19 protein-coding genes are annotated in these 24,005 nt (G+C 63.8%); 3 read left to right on the plus strand and 16 right to left on the minus strand.

Translation table 11 applies throughout. From position 1 onward, the window contains the following. Nucleotides 1-9 precede the first annotated feature (9 nt). From HU729_RS12100 to hutC, 9 genes are all read right to left on the minus strand, one after another. Complete coding sequence (locus HU729_RS12100) at nt 10-1,413, minus strand: amino acid permease (protein ID WP_186665773.1); 1,404 nt, start codon at nt 1,411-1,413, stop codon at nt 10-12. 104 nt (nt 1,414-1,517) lie between these two features. Continuing rightward, entirely contained in the window at nt 1,518-3,050 is a 1,533-nt protein-coding gene (hutH, locus tag HU729_RS12105; protein ID WP_186665771.1) for a histidine ammonia-lyase, read from the minus strand. 23 nt (nt 3,051-3,073) lie between these two features. After that, nucleotides 3,074-4,597, minus strand: a complete 1,524-nt coding sequence (gene hutH / locus HU729_RS12110; RefSeq protein WP_186710190.1) for a histidine ammonia-lyase — start codon at nt 4,595-4,597, stop codon at nt 3,074-3,076. An 8-nt stretch (nt 4,598-4,605) separates the two neighbouring features. After that, nucleotides 4,606-5,436: a glycine betaine/L-proline ABC transporter ATP-binding protein gene (locus tag HU729_RS12115; protein ID WP_186710192.1), complete on the minus strand. Its 831-nt coding sequence runs from the start codon at nt 5,434-5,436 to the stop codon at nt 4,606-4,608. Further along, nucleotides 5,433-6,284 (minus strand): proline/glycine betaine ABC transporter permease, encoded by an 852-nt coding sequence (locus HU729_RS12120; protein ID WP_186665766.1) that lies wholly within the window; start codon nt 6,282-6,284, stop codon nt 5,433-5,435. The genes HU729_RS12115 and HU729_RS12120 overlap by 4 nt, the downstream gene beginning before the upstream one ends. A gap of 26 nt (nt 6,285-6,310) precedes the next feature. After that, nucleotides 6,311-7,279 carry an ABC transporter substrate-binding protein gene (locus HU729_RS12125; RefSeq protein WP_186710194.1) on the minus strand — a complete coding sequence of 323 codons (969 nt, stop codon included), beginning with the start codon at nt 7,277-7,279 and terminating at the stop codon, nt 6,311-6,313. A 160-nt stretch (nt 7,280-7,439) separates the two neighbouring features. Then, nucleotides 7,440-9,119, minus strand: a complete 1,680-nt coding sequence (gene hutU / locus HU729_RS12130; protein ID WP_186710196.1) for a urocanate hydratase — start codon at nt 9,117-9,119, stop codon at nt 7,440-7,442. Between the two features lie 438 nt (nt 9,120-9,557). Continuing rightward, a complete protein-coding gene (locus HU729_RS12135; RefSeq protein WP_186710198.1) occupies nt 9,558-10,133 on the minus strand; it encodes a HutD family protein in 576 nt (191 codons plus the stop codon). Beyond that, nucleotides 10,130-10,840 (minus strand): histidine utilization repressor, encoded by a 711-nt coding sequence (gene hutC, locus HU729_RS12140; protein WP_186666102.1) that lies wholly within the window; start codon nt 10,838-10,840, stop codon nt 10,130-10,132. Before hutC ends, HU729_RS12135 begins: the two co-directional genes overlap by 4 nt. Before the next feature lie 143 nt (nt 10,841-10,983). Here hutC and HU729_RS12145 point away from each other — a divergent pair, with 143 nt between their 5' ends. Beyond that, on the plus strand, nt 10,984-12,348 hold the full coding sequence (locus tag HU729_RS12145; protein WP_186710200.1) for a formimidoylglutamate deiminase: 1,365 nt from the start codon (nt 10,984-10,986) through the stop codon (nt 12,346-12,348). Nucleotides 12,349-12,404: 56 nt separating this feature from the next. On the opposite strand, the gene HU729_RS12150 is transcribed toward HU729_RS12145, so the two are convergent. Beyond that, on the minus strand, nt 12,405-12,977 hold the full coding sequence (locus HU729_RS12150) for a lipocalin family protein (protein ID WP_186665756.1): 573 nt from the start codon (nt 12,975-12,977) through the stop codon (nt 12,405-12,407). Continuing rightward, complete coding sequence (gene bamE, locus HU729_RS12155) at nt 12,974-13,228, minus strand: outer membrane protein assembly factor BamE (RefSeq protein ID WP_054895277.1); 255 nt, start codon at nt 13,226-13,228, stop codon at nt 12,974-12,976. The genes HU729_RS12150 and bamE overlap by 4 nt, the downstream gene beginning before the upstream one ends. Before the next feature lie 222 nt (nt 13,229-13,450). Between bamE and HU729_RS12160 the strand changes: the two genes are divergently transcribed. After that, entirely contained in the window at nt 13,451-15,340 is a 1,890-nt protein-coding gene (locus tag HU729_RS12160) for a methyl-accepting chemotaxis protein (RefSeq protein WP_186665753.1), read from the plus strand. 52 nt (nt 15,341-15,392) lie between these two features. Here HU729_RS12160 and HU729_RS12165 read toward each other — a convergent pair whose 3' ends face one another. The 3 genes from HU729_RS12165 to HU729_RS12180 all read right to left on the minus strand — a co-directional run bounded on the left by HU729_RS12165 (nt 15,393) and on the right by HU729_RS12180 (nt 19,700). Then, nucleotides 15,393-15,989, minus strand: a complete 597-nt coding sequence (locus HU729_RS12165; RefSeq protein ID WP_186710206.1) for a DUF924 family protein — start codon at nt 15,987-15,989, stop codon at nt 15,393-15,395. Between the two features lie 3 nt (nt 15,990-15,992). After that, on the minus strand, nt 15,993-17,003 hold the full coding sequence (locus HU729_RS12170) for a class 1 fructose-bisphosphatase (RefSeq protein ID WP_054895279.1): 1,011 nt from the start codon (nt 17,001-17,003) through the stop codon (nt 15,993-15,995). Between the two features lie 246 nt (nt 17,004-17,249). Then, nucleotides 17,250-19,700 (minus strand): glycogen/starch/alpha-glucan phosphorylase, encoded by a 2,451-nt coding sequence (locus HU729_RS12180; RefSeq protein ID WP_186710207.1) that lies wholly within the window; start codon nt 19,698-19,700, stop codon nt 17,250-17,252. 187 nt (nt 19,701-19,887) lie between these two features. On the opposite strand from HU729_RS12180, the gene HU729_RS12185 reads away from it, so the two are divergent. After that, nucleotides 19,888-20,292: a YkgJ family cysteine cluster protein gene (locus tag HU729_RS12185; RefSeq protein WP_054895281.1), complete on the plus strand. Its 405-nt coding sequence runs from the start codon at nt 19,888-19,890 to the stop codon at nt 20,290-20,292. A gap of 135 nt (nt 20,293-20,427) precedes the next feature. On the opposite strand, the gene typA is transcribed toward HU729_RS12185, so the two are convergent. Continuing rightward, nucleotides 20,428-22,248, minus strand: a complete 1,821-nt coding sequence (gene typA, locus HU729_RS12190) for a translational GTPase TypA (RefSeq protein ID WP_186665747.1) — start codon at nt 22,246-22,248, stop codon at nt 20,428-20,430. A gap of 127 nt (nt 22,249-22,375) precedes the next feature. Then, nucleotides 22,376-23,830 (minus strand): tRNA uracil 4-sulfurtransferase ThiI, encoded by a 1,455-nt coding sequence (gene thiI, locus HU729_RS12195; protein WP_186710208.1) that lies wholly within the window; start codon nt 23,828-23,830, stop codon nt 22,376-22,378. Nucleotides 23,831-24,005: the final 175 nt, after the last annotated feature.

Raw genomic sequence — 24,005 nt, forward strand, 5'->3', positions numbered from 1 at the left:
CTCCACAAGTCAGCGGTGCAGTTCGGCCTGCTCCCGGGCGACCTGGCCCTGCCCTGAGCGCGGCTTGCACCACAACAGGTAGGACAGCACCAGGAACACCACCCACGCCACGCCCACCAGCAGCGCCGCCTGGGTGTTCGGGAAGTAGCCGAGCACACCGAAAATGAACAACATGAACACAATCGCCAGCGCCGGACCCCATGGCCAGAACGGCACCGGGAACTCCAGCGCGGCCGCTTGCTCGCGGCTCATGCGCCGACGCATGGCCACCTGGGTGACCAGAATCATCAGCCACACCCACACGGTGGCGAAGGTAGCGATCGAGGCGATCAGCAGGAAGACGTCTTCCGGAATCAGGTAGTTGAGCAGCACCCCCAGCAGCAGAGCAGCGCCCATCACCAGCACCGTCAGCCACGGCACGCCGTGCCGGGACAACTGCGCGAACCCGCGCGGCGCCTGGCCCTGTTCGGCCAGGCCATACATCATGCGACCCGCACCGAAGATGTCGCTGTTGATCGCCGAAACCGCCGCGGAAATCACCACCACGTTCAGCACCGCAGCGGCCGAGCCGATGCCAAGGTTGCTGAAGATCTGCACGAAGGGGCTGCCCTGGGTGCCGATCTGTGGCCAGGGATACAGGCACATCAGCACGAACAGCGTCAGCACGTAGAACAGCAGGATGCGCAGCGGCACGGCGTTGATCGCCTTGGGGATGACGCGCTTGGGGTCCTGCGCCTCACCGGCGGTGATGCCGATGATCTCGATGCCGCCGAAGGCGAACATCACCACCGCGAACGAGGCGATCAGGCCACCGACACCATTGGGCAGGAAGCCGCCATGCTCGAACAGGTTGGCGACACCGACGCTGGTTTCGCCACCGGCCTGGCCCAGGCCGAACGCCATGATGCCGAAGCCGGCCACGATCATCGCCACGATGGCGCCGACCTTGAGCAGCGACAGCCAGAACTCCATCTCGCCGAACACCCTGACGTTGCACAGGTTCAGCCCGCCGATCAGGAACACGATGCCCAGCACCCAGATCCAGCGCGGCACCTCGGGAAACCAGAAGCCCATGTAGATCCCGAACGCGGTGACGTCGGCGATGCACACGATGATCATCTCGAAGGCATAGGTCCAGCCGAGCACGAATCCGGCCATTGGCCCGAGATAGGTGCTGGCGTACTGCCCGAAAGAACCGGCCACGGGGTTGTGCACGGCCATCTCGCCGAGGGCGCGCATGACCATGAACACCGCCGCGCCGCCGATCAGGTAGGCCAGCAGCACTGCTGGCCCGGCCATCTGGATCGCCGACGCCGAGCCGTAGAACAGGCCGGTGCCGATGGCCGATCCCAAGGCCATGAATCGAATGTGTCGGGCGGTCAGCCCGCGCTTGAGTCCTTGTGCTGGTTGCATGGTTCGTCCTTATTGTTGTTCTTGATTGCCTCATCGCGGGACGAGCCCGCGACTGCAGGTTCGGCTACGGGAGCGAGCTCGGCCCGCGATGGCATCGACACCGATCACAGGCTCGGCAGTACTCCGGCGGGCAGCAACCCGGTCAGGCGTCCGTCGGCCAATAGCTCCACCGCCACCTCGATATCCGGCGCGAAGAAGCGGTCACGGTCATAGTGCGGCACCTCGCGGCGCAGGGTCTGGCGCGCCTGCTCCAGCTTGGCCGAGGTCTTCAGGCCCTCACGCAGGTCCAGGCCCTGACAGGCGCCCAGCCATTCGATGGCCAGCACGCCACGGGTGTTCTCGGCCATCTCCCACAGACGTTTGCCGGCGGCCGGGGCCATCGACACATGGTCTTCCTGGTTGGCCGAGGTCGGCAGGCTGTCGACGCTGTGCGGGTGCGACAGGGCCTTGTTCTCGCTGGCCAGTGCGGCGGCGGTGACCTGGGCGATCATGAAGCCGGAGTTGACCCCGCCGTTTTCCACCAGGAACGGCGGCAGCTGCGACATGTGCTTGTCCATCATCAGCGAGATGCGGCGTTCGCTCAGCGAGCCGATCTCGGCAATGGCCAGCGCGATGTTGTCGGCCGCCATGGCCACAGGCTCTGCGTGGAAGTTGCCGCCCGAAATCACCTCGTCCTCGGCGGCGAACACCAGCGGGTTGTCGGATACCGCGTTGGACTCGATGGCCAGCACCTCGGCAGCCTGGCGCAGTTGCGTAAGGCAGGCGCCCATGACTTGCGGCTGGCAACGCAGCGAGTAAGGGTCCTGGACCTTGCCGCAGTTCTTGTGCGACTGCGAAATCTCGCTGGAGTCGCCCAGCAGGTCGCGGTAGCAGGCGGCAGCGTCGATCTGGCCACGTTGCCCGCGCACCTCATGGACACGCGCATCGAACGGCGAGCGCGAGCCCAGTGCCGCTTCCACGGTGAGCGCACCACAGGCGATGGCCCCGGCGAACAGGTCTTCGGCCTGGAACAGGCCACGCAGCGCATAGGCGGTGGACGCCTGCGTACCGTTGAGCAGGGCCAGGCCTTCCTTGGCAGCCAGGGTCAGCGGCTCGAGGCCTGCCACCGCGAGGGCTTCGTTGGCATTCAGCCATTGTCCCTGGTAACGCGCCTTGCCCTCGCCCAGCAATACCAGCGACATGTGCGCCAGCGGCGCGAGGTCGCCAGAGGCGCCAACCGAGCCCTTCAGCGGAATGTGCGGATAGACCTCGGCGTTGACCAGGCTGATCAGCGCATCGATGACCTTGCGGCGGATGCCGGAGAAACCACGGCTGAGGCTGTTGATCTTCAGCACCATGATCAGACGCACCAGCGCATCGTCCAGCGGCGCGCCGATCCCGGCAGCGTGGGACAGCACCAGCGAGCGCTGGAGGTTTTCCAGGTCGTGGCTGGCGATGCGGGTCGAGGCCAGCAGGCCGAAGCCGGTGTTGATGCCGTAGGCCGTGCGGTCTTCGGCCAGAATGCGCTCGACGCAGGCAACACTGGCGTCGATGGCGGCTCCAGCGTCGGCATCGAGGCTCAGGCGCACCGGCGCCTGGTGGATGCGGCGCAACTGGGCCAGGGTCAACTGGCCGGGGGTCAGGGTAAAAGCTTCCATATTCATGCTCCTTGTTATTTTGTTTAGTGCAGCGCAGCCAGCAGCGGCTGCGGCAACCGTGGATCCTTGAGCAAGGCCGCGGTGCTGGCGATGTCCGGCGCCAGCCAGCGGTCCTGCAGGTAGGCAGGCACGCTCTCGCGCAGCAAGCGCCAGGCCGCGTCGGTGCCCGCGCCGAAACGCTGTTCCTTGAGGAATTCGAATGCCTGGGCGGCCAGCAGGTACTCGATGGCGAGGATCTGCGTGCAGTTCTCCAACACCTGGTGCAGCTTGAGCGCAGCATTGGTGCCCATGCTCAGGTGATCTTCCTGCAGCCCCGAGGTGACGAAATTGTCGAGCACCGCGGGCTGCGCCAGCTGGCGGTTCTGCCCGCACAGCGAGGCGGCGACGTACTGGGCGATCATCATCCCCGAGTTGACGCCCGGGTTGCTGACCAGGAACGCCGGCAAGCCACTGACATGCGGATTGACCAGGCGGTCCAGACGCCGCTCGGCGATCGAGCCGATCTCGGCCATGGCGATCGCCAGCAGGTCGGCAGCCAGGGCCACCGACTGGCCGTGGGGGTTGGCCTGCGAGACCACACGGAAATCGTCCGGTGTGCCGAGCAGCAGCGGGTTGTCGTTGGCGCCGTTGAGCTCGGCCTCGACCTGACGCACCACATGGGCCAGTTGGTCGCGCGCCGCGCCATGCACCTGCGGGATCGAGCGGATGCTCAGGGCGTCCTGGGTACGGATGCCTTTGCTCGAGGCGATCACTTCACTGCCATCGAGCAGCGCGCGCAGGTTCTCGCCCACCACTTGCATGCCTGGGTGTGGCTTGAGGGCGATGATCTCGGCGTCGAACGCGGCGATCTGGCCGCGCAGGGCCTCGAAGCTCATGGCGCCGATCACATCGGCCCATTGCAGCAGGCGGCTGGCGTCATCCAGTGCAAGGCTGGCGAGGCCGGTCATGCACGGCGTGCCATTGACCAGGCACAGCCCGTCCTTGGCCCCCAGCTGCACAGGCGCAAGCCCGGCATCGGCCAAGGCCTCGGCGGCCTCCACGAGGCGCCCGCGATAACTGACCTTGCCCACCCCCAGCAGGCTCACGCCGATGTGGGCCATGTGCGTCAGATACCCCACCGAACCCTGGGACGGAACCTGCGGGGTAATGCCATGTTCGAGCAACGCCAGCAGCGCCTCGACCACCGAACGCTGCAGGCCCGACTTGCCGTGGCTGTAGTTGACGATGGCGGCGCAGATGATCGCCCGCGTCTGTTCGTCCGGCAGCGCCGGGCCGACCCCGCAGGCGTGGCTGAGCAAGGTGTTGCGCGACAGTGCGCTGAGCTGCTCGCCCTGCAACGAGACATTGCACAAGGCGCCCAGGCCGGTGTTCACGCCATAGGCGCGCTCGCCGCTGTCGACGATACGCCGGACGATGGCCTGGGCGTTGTCGATACGCGCCCAGACCTGCGGTGCCAGCTCCAGGCGCGCGCCATGGCGGGCCACGGCGGCGATGTCCTGCCACCGTACAGGCCCGTTGCCGATCACCACGACTTCAGGTTTCGACATGATGCTCCTCATACCGCGACGGCGCGGCGCTGAACGAAACGGTCAACGTATTCGTCGGCCGGAGAGTGAAGGATTTCCTGCGGCGTACCCACCTGGATCAGGCGGCCATCCTTGAGAATGGCAATGCGGTTGCCGATGCGTACCGCCTCGTCCAGGTCATGGGTGATGAACACGATGGTCTTGTGCAGGGTTTTCTGCAGTTCCAGCAACTGGTCCTGCATTTCGGCGCGGATCAGTGGGTCGAGGGCGCTGAAAGCCTCGTCCATGAGAATGATGTCAGTGTCGGCGGCCAGCGCCCGGGCCAGGCCCACGCGCTGGCGCATGCCGCCGGAGAGCTGGTGCGGATACTTCTTCTCGTAGCCCTTCAGGCCCACGGTCTCGATCCACTGCAGCGCACGCTCCTGGCACAGCTGCTTGCTCTCGCCACGCACCTTCAGGCCGTAGGCGACGTTGTCCAGCACATTGCGGTGCGGCAACAGGCCGAAGCTCTGGAACACCATGCTGATCTTGCGTCGGCGGAATTCGCGCAGGGCGTCCATGTCGTACTGCAGGATATCTTCGCCATCCACCAGGATCTGCCCGCTGGTGGGGTCGATCAGGCGGTTGAAGTGGCGCACCAGGGTGGACTTGCCCGAGCCGGACAGGCCCATGATGACGAAGATCTCGCCGCTGCCGATCGACAGCGACAGGTCGTTGACCCCAATCACGCAGCCGGTCTGCGACAGCACCTGCTCCTTGCTGCGCGCCTCGCGGATCAGTTGCAGGGCTTCCCCGGCGCGCTCGCCGAAGATCTTGAAGACGTTCTTCACTTCGATCTTGCTGATCGGCTGCGTGCTCATTTGCTCACCTCATGACGTGGCCGACCATAGGCCTGGGTAATGCGGTCGATCACCACCGCGAGAATCACGATGGCCAGGCCCGCTTCGAGGCCGCGGCCAACGTTGAGGGTCTGGATGCCAACCAGCACGTCCTCGCCCAGGCCGCGGGCGCCGATCATCGAGGCGATCACCACCATCGACAGGGCCATCATGGTGGTCTGGTTGATCCCGGCCATGATGCTCGGCAGCGCCAGCGGCAACTGCACGCCGAACAGCTGCTGCCAGCGGTTGGCGCCGAAGGCGTTGATCGCTTCCATCACCTCGCCATCGACCTGGCGAATCCCCAGGTCGGTCAGGCGGATCAGTGGCGGTGCGGCATAGATGACCGTGGCGAAGATCGCCGGCACCTTGCCCAGGCCGAACAGCATCAGCACCGGGATCAGGTATACGAAGCTGGGCATGGTCTGCATGATGTCCAGCAGCGGCATCAGTACCGCCCGCAGGCGATTGCTGCGCGCCGACAGGATGCCCAGTGGGATGCCCACCAGCACCGAGATCAGCGTGGCCACCAGCATCAGCGCGAGCGTCTGCATCAGCTTGTCCCACAGGCCGACAGCGCCGACCAGGAACAGCAGGCCGGTGATCACCAGGGTCGGCAGGATGCGGCGGGTGGCGTGCCAGGCGATGACCGCGACGACCCCCAGCATCAGCCACCAGGGCGTCGCACGCAGCAGGCCTTCGAGGTTGACGATGGCCCACAGCAGGGTGTCGGAAATGTGCCGGAACACATCGCCGTAGTTGGTCACCAGCGCATCGACCCAGCCATTGACCCAGTCGGCGATGGAGAATGTGAGGTTGTCAGGGAACATAGGTACCACTCATCAGGTGAGGACGCTCAGAGCGCCGCATTGATCTTCTTGGCAGCGTCTTCACTGACCCACGCCTGCCAGACTTCAGGATGTTCCTTGAGGAAGATCTTGGCCAGCTTCGGCGATTCGATGCGCTCCTTGCTCATGCGCCCCAGATTCTGGTTGAGAATGTCGAGCGGAATATTGACCTTTTCCAGTACGCCGACCAGCTCCGGCGCTTGTTCGTGGAAGGTTTTCGACAGGCCGACCTTGATCGACACGGTCTTGTCCACACCCGGCTTTTCCTCGAGCTTGACCAGGTCGATCTGGCCCATCAGCGGGGTCGGCGTCCAGTAGTAGAGCAGGATCGGTTCGCCGCGCTTGTAGCTCGACAGCGCCGCAGCATCCAGCGCCGGGCCGGTGCCCGGGCGGAAGTTGGTGAATTTGTCTTCCAGGCTGTATTCCTTGAGCATCTGGGTGTTGTCCAGCTCACAGGTCCAGCCGGCCGGGCAGTTGTAGAAACGGCCTTTGCTCGGTTCTTCAGGATCCTTGAAGACACTGGCGTACTGGGCCAGGTCGGCCACGTTCTTCAGATCCGGCGCCTTGGCTTCGAGCTTGCGCTTGGCATCGCCCTCGATCACGTAGCGCGGCACGTACCAGCCTTCGACCGCACCGACCACCGGTGCGCCGACGCCGACCACCTTGCCGGCTGCCTCAGCCTTTTTCCACACCTCGCTGCGACCCACCCATTCCTCGGCGAAGACCTGGATATCGTTGGTGCCCAGGGCGTTCTCCATGGTGATGGAGTTGCCCGGCAGGCTGTCGGTCTTGCAGTCGTAGCCCTTCTCGAGAACGAACTGCATCACATCGGTCAGCAGCATGCCGCTTTCCCAGTTCAGCCCGGCGAATTTCACCGGTTTGCCGGATTCGCACCAGGTAGCGGCCTGAGTGGCACCGGCGCTGCCGAGCAGGCCAAGGGCGAACAGCGAAGCAAGCAAGGTCTTGTTGGTTTTCATTGCGTGACGCTCCCAAACCTAAGAAGTGGAAATCGGCAGTCCTTGCAAAGAAGGTGGATCACCTGGGGCCACTGCGTGCCCCTTCGCGGGCAAGCCCGCTCCTACAGTAGGAGCGGGCTTGTCCCGCGATGGGGCTGCGCAGCAGCCCCTGGGACGCCGATCAACCCGTAATCATCGGCAGGTTCAGACCCTGCTCTTTGGCGCAATCGATCGCAATCTGGTAACCGGCATCGGCATGACGCATCACGCCGGTGGCCGGGTCGTTGGTCAGGACGCGGGCAATGCGCGCTGCCGCTTCGTCGGTACCGTCACAGACGATGACCACACCCGAGTGCTGGGAGAAGCCCATGCCCACGCCACCGCCGTGATGCAGGGAAACCCAGGTGGCACCGCCTGCAGTGTTGAGCAGGGCGTTGAGCAGCGGCCAGTCGGACACGGCATCGGAGCCATCCTGCATGGATTCGGTTTCACGGTTCGGGCTCGATACGGAGCCGGAGTCCAAGTGATCGCGGCCGATCACCACCGGGGCGGACAGCTCGCCGCTGCGCACCATTTCGTTGAACGCCAGGCCCAGCTTGGCGCGAAGGCCCAGGCCAACCCAGCAGATACGTGCCGGCAGGCCCTGGAAGCTGATGCGCTCGCGGGCCATGTCCAGCCAGCGGTGCAGGTGCTCGTCGTCCGGGATCAGTTCCTTGACCTTGGCGTCGGTCTTGTAGATGTCCTGCGGGTCGCCCGACAGGGCTGCCCAGCGGAACGGGCCGATGCCGCGGCAGAACAGCGGACGGATGTAGGCCGGCACAAAGCCTGGGAAGTCGAAGGCATTCTTCACGCCTTCTTCCTGGGCCATCTGGCGGATGTTGTTGCCGTAGTCGAAGGTCGGCACGCCAGCCTTCTGGAAGTCGAGCATGGCTTGCACGTGCACGGCCATCGATTGCTTGGCGGCCTTGACCACGCCAGCCGGGTCGGTCTTGGCGCGGTCGCGGTACTGCTCCCAGGTCCAGCCGATCGGCAGATAGCCATTGAGCGGGTCGTGGGCGCTGGTCTGGTCGGTGACCATGTCCGGACGCACGCCACGCTTGACCAGTTCCGGGAGGATTTCAGCAGCGTTGCCATGCAGGGCGATGGAAACCGCCTTGCCTTCGGCGGTGTACTGGGCGATGCGTGCCAGGGCGTCATCGAGGTCAGTGGCCTGCTCGTCGACATAACGGGTGCGCAGGCGGAAGTCGATGCTGACCTGCTGGCATTCGATGTTCAGCGAGCAAGCGCCAGCCAGGGTCGCGGCCAGAGGCTGGGCCCCGCCCATGCCGCCCAGGCCTGCGGTCAGCACCCAGCGGCCCTTGAGGTTGCCGCCGTAGTGCTGGCGACCGGCTTCGACGAAGGTTTCGTAGGTGCCCTGAACGATGCCCTGGCTACCGATGTAGATCCAGCTGCCGGCGGTCATCTGGCCGTACATGGCCAGGCCCTTGGCGTCCAGCTCGTTGAAGTGCTCCCAGTTGGCCCAGTGCGGCACCAGGTTGGAGTTGGCGATCAGTACACGGGGGGCGTTGCTGTGGGTCTTGAACACGCCGACCGGCTTGCCCGACTGCACCAGCAGGGTTTCGTCGTCGTTCAACTCCTTGAGGGTGGAGACGATCTTGTCATAGCACTCCCAGTTGCGCGCAGCACGGCCGATGCCGCCGTACACCACCAGCTCCTTGGGGTTTTCGGCCACTTCCGGATCCAGGTTGTTCATCAGCATCCGCAGCGGGGCTTCGGTCAGCCAGCTCTTGGCGTTCAACTGGGTGCCACGTGGGGCGCGGATCTCGACGTCACGGAAGGTGGTGGGCTTTTTGTCAGTCACGAAAGGTGCTCCTTGAGCGATCTATTCAAACCCGACGAGATCGGCGGGCCGGGGCTGTTCAGTACCGTGCGGATGGGACGGCCTATCCACTATCGCGCACTTATCTTTACTTGTACATACAAGCATATGCAATTGAATTGCCAAGTCGCCGAAATGGGTGGTTAGAGGTGTTCGGGTGATGGGCTGAAGACCTTGTGAATCAAGGGCTTGAGGGGGGGAAGAAAAATCAGGGGGAAGGATGTGGTGGGAATTCAGACGGCAATGGCTTTGCGCCACTTTGGGGCATTCGGTAACAGGGTGCGCTGTATGCGGGCGTTACCGGGTAACTGTTTTGCAGGGTTTTTGAGAGCCCTATCGCAGGACGAGCCCGCTCCTACAGGTCCAGGACAGCGCTGAATCTGTAGGAGCGGGCTCGTCCCGCGATAGGGCCCGCGAAACTCACACGTGTCGAGGGCTCAACTCGATAACGCAGCAGCGCCCCGATACCTCGACCTCGAGCAAGCCCGCGTTACCACTGAGCTGCAGGCAGTCATACAACCCAAGCCCCGACTCCTGCCCCTGGATCGCAACGTGCAAGTCCACCTCGGCACTGAACACCAGCACGGTCTCGGCCGCACTGAACAGGCGGGTGCTAGCGGCAAACCACTGCAACCGCGCCCCGTACCGGTTCGGCGCATAGATCAGGTTGAAGTCGCGGATCGGGCCCCCCTGAAGCGTGCAGGCCACCTGGCTCTCGCCATTGAACGCAAAGGCATCGAACGGTAGCAACGGCCGGCTTTCGTGACCGTCCACCGACAGGCGCATGCCATCGCCCTGCAGCACGGTGATGATCCGCTGGTAACCGGTAAAACTGGAAAAGCCGCCAGAGGCCTCGATATCGGCGATCGACAGGCGCCAGCCGAACCCGTCCAGGCCAATGCCCGCATCGCGGGTGATCTCTTCGGTGGACCCACCACCGTTCTTCCAGGGCATGCGCGGATAATCGCGGGCACGCAACAACTGCAACTGGCTCATTTGCTGAAACGTCCTTCCAGGCGATGACGGGAACCGGGGTGAATCAAGCGCGCGGCGGTGACCGGCTGGCGGCCCGACCAGGTACGCCGGCGAATCAGCAGGCACGGCTCGCCACGCTCGATCTGCAGCAGCTTGCATTCGTCCGGCTCAGCCAGGATCGCTTCGACCACGTGCTCGCCTTCGGTCAGTGGGGCGACCTGGGACAGATAGGCGTAGGGCGTCTGCCGGGTGAAGTCCTGCTTGAGGTAGTCTGGCGCGATCAGTGCATTGACGTAGCGGTCCTCGATCTGCACCGGCACGCCGTTTTCGTAATGCACGATCAGCGAATGGAACACCCGCTGGCCTTCGCGCATGTCCAGCGCCAGGGCACGCTCGGAGCCGGCAGGCTCTTCGGCCAGAACGATCACCTGACAGCGGTGCTGATGCCCGCGCCCGGCGATCTCGTCAGCGATGTTGTTGACTTCGAACAATGCCGAGCGGGTCTTGGGTTCGGCGACGAAAGTCCCGACGCCCTGCATGCGGACCAGCAGGCCCTCGGCGGTCAGCTCGCGCAGGGCGCGGTTGATGGTCATGCGGCTGAAGCCCAGTTGGCTGACCAGCTCGCTTTCCGACGGGACGCGATGATGGGGCGGCCAGCTGCCGTTTTCGATCTGCTGGACGATCATCTGCTTGACCCGCGCATACAGCGGCGCCGGCCCTTCGCCCATCTGGGCCACCAGCGCGGAGACGGAAGGTGTCGGCACGGCTATGCATCCTTGTGCAATTTGATTGACGGTAGCTTGCCGCAGTTTACCCGGCAGGCAAACGTCTGTATATGTATATACAAATAACGATACAGGATGACCGAGTGATGTCCGCCTACTTCGCCGAACGTGCCCTGCTACCTTCAGGCTGGGCCAGCAATGTCCGCCTTGAGGTGTCCGCCGACGGGCGGCTCGAAAAAATAGACGCGAACGCCAGTGCCGAAGGCGCCGAGCGCCTGGCCGGCCCGCTGCTGCCGGGCATGCCCAACCTGCATTCCCACGCCTTCCAGCGCGCCATGGCAGGCCTGGCGGAGGTGGTCGGCAACCCCAACGACAGTTTCTGGACCTGGCGCGACCTGATGTACCGCCTGGTCGGCCTGATCACTCCCGAGCAATTGCAGGTCATCGCCCGCCAGCTGTACATCGAGATGCTCAAGGCCGGCTACACCTCGGTGGCCGAATTCCACTACGTGCACCATGACAACACCGGCAAGCCCTACGCCGATCCCACCGAGCTATCCCGCCAGATCAGCGCCGCGGCGCGCGCCAGCGGCATCGGCCTGACGCTGCTGCCGGTGCTGTACTCCCACTCCGGCTTCGGCGGCCAGGCACCGAACGAGGGCCAGCGGCGCTTCATCAACGCCACCGAGCAGTACCTGCGCCTGCAGCAACAGCTCAAGCCGCTGCTGGCCGCGCAACCCGCGCAGCACCTGGGCCTGTGTTTCCACTCGCTGCGCGCGGTAACGCCACACCAGATCGCCGAAGTGCTGGCCGCCAGCGACAAGGCGTGCCCGATCCACATCCACATCGCCGAGCAGCAGAAGGAAGTCAACGACTGCCTCAGCTGGAGCGGCCGTCGCCCGGTGCAATGGCTGTACGAGCACGTCGAGGTGGATTCGCGCTGGTGCCTGGTGCATGCAACCCACGTCGAGGCCGACGAAGTCAGCGCCATGGCCCGCAGCGGCGCGGTGGCAGGGCTGTGCCTGACCACCGAGGCCAACCTGGGCGATGGCATCTTCCCGGCCGTCGACTTCCTGGCCCAGGGCGGGCGCATGGGCATCGGCTCGGACAGCCATGTCTCGCTGAGCGTGGTCGAGGAACTGCGCTGGCTGGAGTATGGCCAGCGCCTGCGCGACCAGCGGCGCAACCGGCTATACCGCAGCGACCAGCCGATGGTCGGCCGGACCCTCTACGACGCGGCGCTGGCAGGCGGTACGCAGGCCCTGGGGCAAGAGATTGGCGAGCTGGCGGTGGGCAAGCGTGCCGATTGGCTGGTGCTCGATGGGCAGGATCCGTACCTGGCGACCTCGAGCGGCGACGGCATCCTCAACCGCTGGCTGTTCGCCGGCAGCGACCGTCAGGTGCGTGATGTGATGGTCAACGGACAGTGGGTGGTGCGCCAGGGGCGACATGCGCTGGAAGAGCAAAGCGGGCAGGCCTTCGCAGCGGTATTGCGCACACTGCTGGGCTGAAAGCCGGCGCGATCACCTGCTCGATCGCGCCAAGCCTGGATCTGGAACCCGGCAACTCAATGCCGGGCAACGATTGCCTTGTCCGACACCCGCCAGATCAGCCGGCTGGTGTCATACCCCTGCTGGCGAGCCTTCGACAACAGATTCTCGCGCTCCCATGCCGGCAGGCTCGGGGTTCGCGACAGGATCCACAGGTACTTGCGGTTGGGGCTGCCGACAATCGCGGTACGGTAGTGATCGTCCACGTACAGGATCCAGTAGTCCGCCTTGGTCAGCCCCGGCACCAGGCGAGTGAACCAGTTGTCGAACTCCACCCACAACTTGTCGGTGCGCCCCGGCTCCTCGATGCCGGCGCGGCCCTCGGCGCGCAGCCATTCGTCACCTTCGGTACGGCAACGATTGAGCACGCCCAGGCTGCCATCGGGCCTGAGGTTGTAATGGGCTTCGGATTGCGCACAGCCTTCCTGGAAGCGCATCGGCAGGCGTGCCAGCTCGAACCACTTGCCCTGGTAGCGCTTGAGGTCGACGTTGCCAGCCGTCTTGGGCGCCAGCGAATCCACCGACGAGCTGGCACAACCGCCGAGCACCAGCGCAAGACCCAGCGCCAGCAACAGGTGCACGCGCTTCATTTGAGGCCCTGCCCGGAGTACATCAGCACTTTGTCAGCGGCGTACTGGACACTGATGAAACTCTTCTCGTCGCCCCAGGTGCAACTGCTCATGCCGAGTGCTCCGGAGCACTCCTTCGGCGAGCCGAGCAACTGCTCGACCTCGGCCTTGCTCATGCCGGCCTTGAGCTTGGAATAGTTTTCCTGGTTGATCTTGCTGCAGGCGGTCAGGACGACCAACAAGGACAACAGGGCGAGGGAACGCAACGACATGAAGGGCTCTCCTGGAGATGGATGCAACAGGCGAGACGGCCTGCAGAGAGCTTAGAAGCAAAAATGCCTCCCCGGTTCCCTGCTACCCCTGCTTTCGTACCATGCCGTTGGTCGGGTGCTGTCACAAAACGCTCATGGCTATTTCATCGCAGGCGACATAGCATTCAGCGATGTGGCCTTTTGCCGCACCCTCCTCCCGAAATGCCTGCGCAGACCTTGCACATGACAAAAAATCTCAAGTTCAGCCACAAGATCCTGGTGGCCGCCGCACTCGTGGTGGCCGTCGCCTTCGCCTGCTTCGTGCTGTTCAACGACTATCGCCAGCGCCAGTCGCTGCGCAGCGACACCGAAACCAACCTGCAAGCCCTGGGCAACCTGACCGCGGGCAACATCCGCACCTGGCTCGACAGCCGCATGCAACTGCTGCAGTCACTGGCCCAGCAGATCGCCGTGGACGGGCCGCAGAAGGCCAGCCTTGACCGCAGCCTGGCGCTGCCGGTGTATGCCAGCAACTTCCAGCTCACCTACTTCGGCGGCAAAGATGGCCGCATGCAATCGGTGCCGGTCGGCAATCGCGCCCCCGACTACGACCCGCGCGCCCGCGGCTGGTACAAGGCCGCCAGCGCCGCCAACCAGACCATCATCACCGAGCCCTATATCTCGGCGTCGGCCGGCAAGCTGGTGGTCACCCTCGCCACGCCCGTGCAGCAGGCCGGGCAACTGATCGGCGTCAGCGGCGTCGACACTGACCTGCAGACCATCAGCAACCTGGTCAATGCCCTGGACTTCGGCGGCAAGGGCCACGCCTTCATCGTCAACGGTGAAGGCAAGATCCTCATCCATCCAAAGGCCGACCTGGCGCTCAAGACCCTGGCCGACCTCTACCCCAACGCTACCCCGCGCATCGCCAAGGGCATGGCTGAAGTCGAAGCGGACGGACGCAGCCAGTTCATCAGCTTCAGCCACGTCGATGGCGTGCCGGCGGACTGGTACGTCGCCCTGGTCCTGGATCAGGACGCCGCCTTCGCCATGCTGGGCGAACTGCGCACCTCGGCAGTGGTGGCAACGCTGATCGCGATAGTGGTGATCATCGCCCTGCTCGGCCTGTTGATCCGCGTGCTGATGGAGCCGCTGCATGTCATGGGCCGCGCGATGCGTGACATCGCCGAGGGCGAAGGCGACCTGACCCGGCGCCTGACCATCCACGGCCAGGACGAGTTCGGCAGCCTGGGGCAATCGTTCAACCGCTTCGTCGAGCGTATTCACGAGTCGATCCGCGAAGTGGCCTCGGCCACTGGCCAGGTCAACGCCGTGGCCAGCCAAGTGGTGAGTGCCTCCAACGCCTCCATCGAAAATGCCGACCAGCAGTCCAGCCGCACCAGCAGCGTGGCGGCGGCGATCAACCAGCTGGGCGCCGCAGCCCAGGAGATCGCCCAGAACGCCGCCCTCGCCTCGCAGCACTCCAGCGACGCCCGTGACCTGGCCGCGGAAGGCCAGCAGGTGGTTGGCCAGACCATCGATGTGATGAACAAGCTGTCGGCGCGGATCAGCGATTCGTGCGGCAACATCGAGACGCTCAACGCCCACACGGTGAACATCGGCCAGATTCTCGACGTGATCAGCGGCATCTCCCAGCAGACCAACCTGCTGGCGCTAAACGCCGCCATCGAGGCCGCGCGGGCCGGCGAGGCCGGGCGTGGCTTTGCCGTGGTGGCCGACGAAGTGCGCAACCTGGCGCACCGCACCCAGGAGTCGGCGCAGCAGGTGCAGGGGTTGATCGAGGAACTGCAGGCTGGCGCGCAAGTGGCGGTGAGCACCATGAACCAGAGCCAGCAGCACAGTGATCACAGCGTCGAGATCGCCAACCGCGCAGGTGACCGCCTGGGCAGCGTGACCCAACGTATCGGCGAGATCGACGGCATGAACCAGTCGGTGGCTACGGCGACCGAAGAGCAGACGTCAGTGGTCGAGTCGATCAATGTCGACATCACCGAGATCAATACGCTGAACCAGCAAGGGGTGCAGAACCTGCAGAGCACCTTGCGTGCCTGCAACGACCTGGAGCATCAGGTCGATCGGTTGAAGCAGTTGGTGGGGAGTTTCAGGATCTAAGGTTCGACGGCGCCTTCTTCGCGGGTAAACCCGCGAAGAAGGCTGCGCTGATTTAGAACCGGGAGCCCGGCTCCAGCAGAAAGTCCATCTCTTCACTGGTACTCGGCCGCCCCAGCAACAGATTGCGATGCGGGAAACGGCCGAACCGAGCGATCACCCGCTGGTGCTGCTCGGCATAGTCCAGGAAGCCTTCGAACAGGCGACGATTGGCCTCAGGCTGCTCGTCCAGCAACGTCCGGTAGCGCTCCACGCACAGGTTCTGCCAATCCAGCACCTCGGCGTGCTCCAGCACCAGCAGCACGAACACGCGCTGGATCGGCAGCAGCTGATAATCCCAGCCCTTCTGCAAACCCTGCATGGCCACCACCTGGGCACGCCGGTCGCCCTCGAAGGCGCGCGGCGTGTCGCGGTAGATCATGCGCGGCAACTGGTCGAGCAGGAGCAACAGACCAAGCCAGCCCTGCGGGCTTTGCTGCCACTCGTCGAGCCCACCGGCCAGGGCCTGTTCGACCAGATCGCCGAACAGTGCCTGGGCATCGACATCGTGATGCTTGCCGAACCACTGCGTACTCTTCTCGTCAGCCACGGCCTGGGCACTGGTGCCCCAACCGAACCACCACTCCAGCAACGGCTGCCAAGGTGCGAGCATGACTTACTCCTTGTGATAGGCGGTGACGCGCTCGACCTCTTCCTTCGAGCCCAGAATCACCGACACACGCTGGTGCAGGCTCTCAGGCTTGATGTCGAGGATACGCTCGTAACCGTTGGTCGATGCGCCGCCAGCCTGCTCGATGATGAACGACATCGGGTTGGCTTCGTACATCAGGCGCAGCTTGCCCGGCTTGCTCGGCTCGCGAGCGTCGCGCGGGTACATGAACAGGCCGCCACGGGTCAGGATGCGGTGCACGTCGGCCACCATCGAGGCGATCCAGCGCATGTTGTAGTTCTTCTTCAGCGGCCCGGTCTCACCGGCCAGCAGCTCGCCCACGTAACGCTGCACCGGGGCTTCCCAGTGGCGCTGGTTGGACATGTTGATGGCGAATTCGGCGGTGGTTTCCGGCACGCGGATGTTTTCGTGGGTCAGGACGAAGCTGCCCAGTTCGCGGTCCAGGGTGAAGCCCTTGACGCCGTTGCCCAGGGTGAGGATCAGCATGGTCTGCGGGCCGTAGATCGCATAACCGGCGGCGACCTGCTGGGTGCCTGGTTGCAGGAAGGCGTTTTCGTTGAGGGTTTCGTTCTGGCTCAGGTATTCGTTCGGGCAACGCAGCACCGAGAAGATGGTGCCGACCGAGACGTTGACGTCGATGTTCGACGAACCGTCCAGCGGGTCGAAGACCAGCAGGTAGGCGCCTTTGGGGTACTTGCCCGGGATCTGGTAAGCGTTGTCCATTTCTTCGGACGCCATGCCGGCCAGGTGGCCGCCCCACTCGTTGGCCTCGAGCAGGATGTCGTTGGAGATGACGTCGAGCTTCTTCTGCACTTCGCCTTGCACGTTTTCGGTGCCCATGCTGCCCAGCACGCCGCCCAGGGCGCCCTTGGACACGTGGTGGCTGATCTCCTTGCACGCGCGCGCCACCACTTCGATCAGGAAGCGCAGATCGGCAGGAGTGTTGTTGCTGCGGGTCTGCTCAATCAGATAGCGACTCAGGGTAACGCGGGACATGTATGGCTCCGAAGTGGAAAGGGGTAGAAAAACCCCCGCAGTTTACAGGGAGAGTGGCAGCCTAGCGAGCGAAGAGACTCGCCTGGCGGATCAGACGGTGGTTCAGGCGATGAGTTCAGGCAGTTGGTCGGCGGCGACCTGATCGCGGGGCAAGCCCGCTCCCACAGGCACCCCGCTGATCCCGAAACCAACGGTGCACCTGTGGGAGCGGGCTTGCCCCGCGATAGGGCCGGAACTGACACCCTGCTAATCCAACGCCTTCCATATCTCGGTGGCATATTCGCGAATGGTGCGGTCCGACGAGAACCAGCCCATCCGTGCGGTATTGAGCACCGCCATGCGCCACCACTCCTGCGGCGTATGCCACAGCTCCTCGACCCGCCGCTGGGCGTCCCAGTACGCATCGAAATCGGCGCACAGCAGGAAGCGGTCGTAGGCCACCAGGCCGTCGATCAGCCCGGCATAGCGCCCTGGATCATCCGGCGAGAACACCCCGCTGCGGATCGCCTGCAACACATCGCCCAGACGCCCGGAGGCGGCCACGGCCGCCGCTGCACCAAAATCGCCCGCACGCTTGCGCGCCTCGACCTGCTGGGCGGTCAGGCCGAAGATGAACATGTTTTCCGCGCCGACCTGCTCGCACATCTCGACGTTGGCACCATCGAGGGTGCCGATGGTCAGCGCGCCGTTGAGGGCGAACTTCATGTTGCTGGTGCCGGACGCTTCGTACCCGGCAGTGGAGATCTGCTCGGAAAGGTCGGCCGCCGGGATGATGCTCTCGGCCAGGCTGACGTTGTAGTTGGGCAGGAACACCACCTTGAGCAGCCCGCGCACGGTGGGGTCGTTGTTGACCACCCGAGCGATGTCGTTGGTCAGCTTGATGATCAGCTTGGCCTGGTGATAGCTGGCTGCCGCCTTGCCGGCGAAGATCTTCACCCGCGGCGCCCACGGGGTGCCGGGGTCATTGCGCATGGCTTGGTACAGCGCGACGGTATGCAACAGGTTGAGCAACTGGCGCTTGTACTCGTGGATACGCTTGACCTGCACGTCGAACAACGCTTCGGGGTTGACCGTCACGCCGATGCGGTCCTGGATGATGCTCGCCAGTGCGCGCTTGCTATGCAGGCGCTGGGCGGCGAACTGCTTGCGGAAGGTGGCTTTCTCGGCGTGGGGCGCCAGCGCCTTGAGCTTGCCCTCCGGATCGTCCAGCACCTCGGCGCCCAGGGCGTCGACCAACATGCCGGTCAACTGCGGATTGGCCTGGTACAGCCAGCGGCGGAAGGTGATGCCGTTGGTCTTGTTGTTGATCCGCTGCGGATACAGCTTGTGCAGTTCGGCGAACACCGTGCTCTTCATCAGATTGCTGTGCAGCGCCGACACGCCGTTGACGCTGTGCGAGCCGAGAAACGCCAGGTTGCCCATGCGCACACGGCGGCCGTTGTCCTCCTCGATCAGCGACACCGCGCGCAGCACGTCGAAGTCGTGCAGCCCTTTGGCCCGCAGCGCGTCGATGTGGTACGCGTTGATCAGGTAGATGATCTGCATGTGCCGCGGCAGCATGCGTTCCATCAGCGCCACAGGCCAGGTTTCCAGGGCCTCGGGCAGCAGGGTGTGGTTGGTGTAGGCCAAGGTGCCGACCGTCAGCTCCCAGGCCTTTTCCCAGGGAATGGCATGCTGGTCGACCAGCAGGCGCATCAGCTCGGCGACGGCGATCGAGGGGTGGGTGTCGTTGAGCTGGATCGCCGCCGAGTCCGGCAGGTTGAGCAGGTCATCGTGCATGTTCAGGTGACGTCGCAGCAGATCCTGCAGCGACGCGGAGACGAAGAAGTATTCCTGGCGCAGGCGCAATTCCTGCCCCGCTTCGGTGCTGTCCGCCGGGTAAAGCACCCGCGAGATGCTTTCGGCCCGCGCCACTTCGGCCACCGCCCCCAGGTGATCGCCGGCATTGAAGCGCTCCAGGTGCAACTCTTCGAGCGCCCGGGCGCGCCACAGGCGCAGGGTGTTGACGCTGGAGCCGCGCCAGCCGACCACGGGCGTATCGTAGGCCACGGCACGCACGGTTTCGCCCGGCGTCCAGACCTGCCGGGCAACACCCTGGGCGTCGTGCAGCGTTTCGACACTGCCGCCAAAACTGATCGGATAGATCACCTCGGCGCGCTCGAACTCCCAAGGGTTGCCGAAGTCCAGCCAGTTTTCGGTCTGCTCCTGCTGCCAGCCATCGACGATGGCCTGGCGGAACAGCCCGTGCTCGTAGCGGATACCGTAGCCATGGGCAGCGATGCCGAGGGTCGACATGCTTTCCATGAAGCACGCCGCCAGCCGTCCCAGGCCGCCATTGCCCAGCGCGGCATCGGGCTCGAGCAGGCGGATGCGTTCAAGGTCCACGTCCAGCCCCTCGAGCGCTTCACGGGCGATCTCCAGATAGCCCAGGTTGCTCAGGCTGTCGTACAGCAGCCGGCCGATGAGGAACTCCAGGGAAAGGTAGTAGACCCGCTTCTGGCTGCGCCGGTAGGCCTGGCGGGTGTGGTCCATCCAGTGGTCGACCATGTGATCGCGGGCGGCCAGGGCGATGGCTTCGAACCAGTCATGGTCGAAGGCATGTTCCGGGTCCTTGCCGACCGCGTAGGTCAGTTTGTCCAGTACAGCGGCGCGAAAAGCGGCCACCTCGGCGTCACGAGCTTTGGGTTCCTGGGACATGCGGCATCCTCGGGCAAGTTGACGAATACGGAGGGAGATTGAAGAGACTAGACCCTTCGACAGGGAGTGACAGGCTACGGTTCGCAGTTTTCATGCCGCCTTGGCGATTCCGGCAAAAGGTTGTTCACAAATTGAACAACTCCGGTATGATCGCGCGCCCCAAGACCGTGATCCGCCCACTATTAAAATGAAACCGACCCTGATCGCCGCCGCCGAAGTCGACCGCCTGGAAACCTGGCAGCGCTACACCAGCAGCATGTGCCATGGCTGCCATTCGACCTGCTGTACCCTGCCTGTGGAGGTGAAGATCAAGGATCTGATCCGCATCGGCGTGGTGGACGAGTTCGAGAAGGACGAGCCGCCGAAGAACGTCGCCAAGCGCCTGCAGAAAGAAGGCATCATCGAGCGCTTCAACCAGAAGTCGGGCATTTTCACCCTGACCCGAATGAGCAACGACGATTGCATGTATCTGGACCGCAAGAGCCGGCTGTGCACCATTTATGACAAGCGCCCGGACACCTGCCGCAACCACCCCAAGGTCGGACCGCGGCCGGGGTATTGTGCATACAAGCCCAAGGTGGTTGGGCGATAGGCCTGTAGCGCCGGTTCGGGCCTCTTCGCGGGGCAAGCCCGCGAAGAGGCCGGCACGAACACAACGCAAGCTGCAGACAAGCAAAAACGCCCCCGGCCTTTCGACCGGGGGCGTTTTCATTCAGCCTGAGCTAACTCAGTTCTTGGCTTTCTTGGCAGCGCGGGTACGCTCGCCTTCGTCCAGGATCTTCTTGCGCAGACGGATCGACTTCGGCGTGACTTCGCACAGCTCGTCGTCCTGGATGAACTCCAGGGCCTGCTCGAGGGTGTGGCGAACCGGCGGAACCAGGGCGATGACTTCGTCTTTGCCCGAAGCACGCATGTTGTCGAGCTTCTTGCCTTTGGTCGGGTTCACGCCCAGGTCGTTGTCACGGCTGTTCAGACCGATGATCTGACCGTTGTAGATCTCCTGGCCGTGCTCGACGAACAGCTTGCCGCGCGCCTGCAAGGTTTCCAGCGAGTAGGTCAGGGCCTTGCCGGTCTCGACCGAAACCAGAACACCGTTCAGACGGCCGGACATCTGGCCCGACTTCATGGTGTCGTAGCGATCGAAGATCGAGGTCAGGATGCCTGCACCGTTGGTCAGGGTCAGGAACTGGTTACGGAAACCGATCAGACCACGGGCCGGGATGTTGTACTCCAGGCGAACACGGCCTTTGCCATCCGGGACCATGTTGGTCAGGTCGCCCTTACGCAGGCCCATCTCTTCCATGACCTTGCCCTGGGATTCTTCAGGGATGTCGATGGTGACGTTCTCGAACGGTTCCTGCTTCACGCCATCCACTTCGCGGATGATCACTTCAGGACGACCAACGGCCATCTCGAAGCCTTCGCGACGCATGGTTTCGATCAGAACCGACAGGTGCAGCTCACCACGGCCCGATACCTTGAACTTGTCAGGGGAATCGGTTTCCTGAACGCGCAGGGCTACGTTGTACAGCAGCTCCTTGTCCAGACGGTCCTTGATGTTGCGGCTGGTGACGAACTTGCCTTCTTTACCGCAGAACGGCGAGTCGTTGACCTGGAAGGTCATCGAAACGGTTGGCTCGTCGACGGTCAGCGGCTTCATCGCCTCTACCGCGTCCGGGGCGCACAGGGTGTCGGAGATGAACAGCTCGTCGAAACCGCTGATGCAGACGATGTCGCCAGCCTGGGCTTCTTCGACGTCGACGCGGTGCAGGCCGTGGTGGCCCATCAGCTTGAGGATACGGCCGTTGCGCTTCTTGCCGTTGGTGTCGATGGCGACAACCGGGGTGTTCGGCTTGACGCGACCACGGGCGATACGGCCAACGCCGATAACACCGAGGAAGCTGTTGTAGTCCAGAGCCGAGATCTGCATCTGGAACGGACCTTCACGGTCAACGTCCGGCGCAGGTACGTTGTCGACGATCGACTGGTACAGCGCGGTCATGTCCTCACCCATTTCGGTGTGGTCCAGACCGGCGATGCCGTTCAGGGCCGAGGCGTAGACGACTTTGAAGTCCAGCTGTTCGTCGGTGGCACCGAGGTTGTCGAACAGGTCGAAGATCTGGTCCAGAACCCAGTCAGGACGCGCGCCCGGACGGTCGACCTTGTTGATCACGACGATTGGCTTGAGGCCGGCTTCGAAGGCTTTCTTGGTTACGAAGCGGGTTTGCGGCATCGGGCCGTCCTGGGCATCGACCAGCAGCAGCACCGAGTCGACCATCGACATTACACGCTCAACCTCGCCACCGAAGTCGGCGTGGCCGGGGGTGTCGACGATGTTGATGTGGTAGCCGTTCCAGTTGATGGCGGTGTTCTTCGCCAGAATGGTAATGCCGCGCTCTTTTTCCTGGTCGTTGGAGTCCATGACGCGCTCGTCGTTGAGCTCGTTACGCTCCAGGGTGCCGGACTGGCGCAGGAGTTTGTCGACCAGGGTGGTTTTACCATGGTCAACGTGGGCGATGATGGCGATGTTACGCAGATTTTCGATCACAACTGTATCTCGTGCAGAGGATTCGGTTTGCCGCCAGTCTAGGCAGCCAATATGAAGGTAAAAGGCTCAGCGGGCTCGCAGGTCGGGAGGGCGATGGCGGATGCTGCCGCCATACAGCCCTGGCGTCTTATGCCGGACGATAAACACGCACATTGGCATGTCCCTCACTGAGCAGGTGGTGTGCGTGCAGACGGCTCATCACACCCTTGTCGCAATAAAGCAGGTACTGGCGGTTGGCATCGAGCTGCTTGAACTTGCTGTTGATCGCGTAGAACGGCAGTGCCTGGACTTCGACGCCGTCGATCTGCAGCGGTTCGTCTTCCTGGGCGTCAGGGTGACGAATGTCGATGACGATCTGGCCCGGCAGCGCCTCGGCCACTTCCTCGATCTCGATATCCTTGCCCAGCTCGTCGATCACGTGGTCGATGGAGATCAGCTTGGCGCGCTCCAGGGCGCGCTCGAGCACCGCCATGTCGAACTGCTTCTCTTCATGCTCCATGCGGTGGCGCTTGGCATGGGTGGTCGGGTTCACCGAGATCACGCCGCAGTACTCGGGCATGTGCTTGGCGAAATCGGCGGTGCCGATCTGGTAGGCGGTATCGATGATGTCCTGCTTGTGGCTGGCCAGCAGCGGGCGCAGCACCAGCTTGTCGGTGGCCGAATCGATGATCGCAAGGTTGGGCAGGGTCTGGCTGGAAACCTGCGAGATCGCCTCGCCGGTGACCAGGGCGTCGATTTCCAGGCGGTCAGCCATGCGCGCCGCGGCACGCAGCATCATGCGCTTGAGCGTCACGCCCATATAACTGTTGTCGACCTTGCCGAGAATCTCGCCGACAACTTCTTCGAACGGCACGCTGATGAACAGCACGCGCTGGCTGCTGCCGTATTTCTTCCACAGGTAGTGCGCGACTTCCATCACCCCCAGCTCGTGGGCACGGCCACCGAGGTTGAAGAAGCAGAAGTGGGTCATCAGGCCGCGGCGCATCATCTGGTAGGCGGCCACGGTGGAGTCGAAACCACCGGACATCAGCACCAGCGTCTGCTCCAGCGCACCCAACGGGTAGCCGCCGATGCCATTGTGCTGGTTGTGGATGACGTACAGGCGCTGATCGCGGATCTCGATGCGCACCATCACTTCGGGGGTCTTCAGGTCGATGCCGGCGGCGCCGCACTGCTGGCGCAACTGGCTGCCGACGTAGCGATCGACGTCCATTGAGGTGAAGTCGTGGTGGCCACCGCGCTTGCAGCGCACAGCGAAACGCTTGCCGGCCAGCAGGTGGCCGAAGTGCTGCCTGCATTTGTCGACGATGTCGTCGAAGTCGCCCAGCGGATATTCCTGCACCTGCAGGAAGTGGGTGATCCCTGGGGTGCAGGTCAGGCGTTCGATCATCTCGCGCTGGATCTTCTCGTCCTCGATGCGGGTGACCACTTCGAGGTTATCCCAGACACCATCGACCACGAGCTCCGGATCCAGATCCTTGAGCACGTTGCGGATGTTCTTGCCGAGCTGGCGGATGAAGCGCTTGCGCACCGGCCGGCTCTTGATGGTGATCTCTGGGAAGACTTTGACGATAAGTTTCATTGAGTTAACAGCGCGCCCGGGGCCTGCCGAAAATGAGGGGCGCGAATTATAGCGGAAATGGCTCGAGGTTTGAGCAACTTTTGATCAGAGGTTTGTTCGAGGGCTTTAGGGTGGGATTGATGGCGCTTGCAAAGGCCCTTTCGCGGGCAAGCCCGCTCCTACAGGGATCACGCTG

Origin of the sequence: Pseudomonas sp. RW10S2, assembly GCF_014268985.1 — a bacterium.
GTDB classification, from domain to species: Bacteria; Pseudomonadota; Gammaproteobacteria; order Pseudomonadales; family Pseudomonadaceae; genus Aquipseudomonas; species Aquipseudomonas wayambapalatensis.

Coding starts and splice junctions, on each gene's coding strand:
- hutH (WP_186710190.1), bottom strand. CDS start 4,597: ATGTCGAAACCTGAAGTCGTGGTGATCGGCAACGGGCCTGTACGGTGG.
- HU729_RS12100 (WP_186665773.1), bottom strand. CDS start 1,413: ATGCAACCAGCACAAGGACTCAAGCGCGGGCTGACCGCCCGACACATT.
- HU729_RS12135 (WP_186710198.1), bottom strand. CDS start 10,133: ATGAGCCAGTTGCAGTTGTTGCGTGCCCGCGATTATCCGCGCATGCCC.
- thiI (WP_186710208.1), bottom strand. CDS start 23,830: ATGAAACTTATCGTCAAAGTCTTCCCAGAGATCACCATCAAGAGCCGG.
- hutH (WP_186665771.1), bottom strand. CDS start 3,050: ATGGAAGCTTTTACCCTGACCCCCGGCCAGTTGACCCTGGCCCAGTTG.
- HU729_RS12150 (WP_186665756.1), bottom strand. CDS start 12,977: ATGAAGCGCGTGCACCTGTTGCTGGCGCTGGGTCTTGCGCTGGTGCTC.
- HU729_RS12125 (WP_186710194.1), bottom strand. CDS start 7,279: ATGAAAACCAACAAGACCTTGCTTGCTTCGCTGTTCGCCCTTGGCCTG.
- HU729_RS12145 (WP_186710200.1), top strand. CDS start 10,984: ATGTCCGCCTACTTCGCCGAACGTGCCCTGCTACCTTCAGGCTGGGCC.
- HU729_RS12165 (WP_186710206.1), bottom strand. CDS start 15,989: ATGCTCGCACCTTGGCAGCCGTTGCTGGAGTGGTGGTTCGGTTGGGGC.
- hutC (WP_186666102.1), bottom strand. CDS start 10,840: ATGGGCGAAGGGCCGGCGCCGCTGTATGCGCGGGTCAAGCAGATGATC.
- HU729_RS12185 (WP_054895281.1), top strand. CDS start 19,888: ATGAAACCGACCCTGATCGCCGCCGCCGAAGTCGACCGCCTGGAAACC.
- HU729_RS12170 (WP_054895279.1), bottom strand. CDS start 17,003: ATGTCCCGCGTTACCCTGAGTCGCTATCTGATTGAGCAGACCCGCAGC.
- HU729_RS12180 (WP_186710207.1), bottom strand. CDS start 19,700: ATGTCCCAGGAACCCAAAGCTCGTGACGCCGAGGTGGCCGCTTTTCGC.
- HU729_RS12115 (WP_186710192.1), bottom strand. CDS start 5,436: ATGAGCACGCAGCCGATCAGCAAGATCGAAGTGAAGAACGTCTTCAAG.
- HU729_RS12120 (WP_186665766.1), bottom strand. CDS start 6,284: ATGTTCCCTGACAACCTCACATTCTCCATCGCCGACTGGGTCAATGGC.
- HU729_RS12160 (WP_186665753.1), top strand. CDS start 13,451: ATGACAAAAAATCTCAAGTTCAGCCACAAGATCCTGGTGGCCGCCGCA.
- bamE (WP_054895277.1), bottom strand. CDS start 13,228: ATGTCGTTGCGTTCCCTCGCCCTGTTGTCCTTGTTGGTCGTCCTGACC.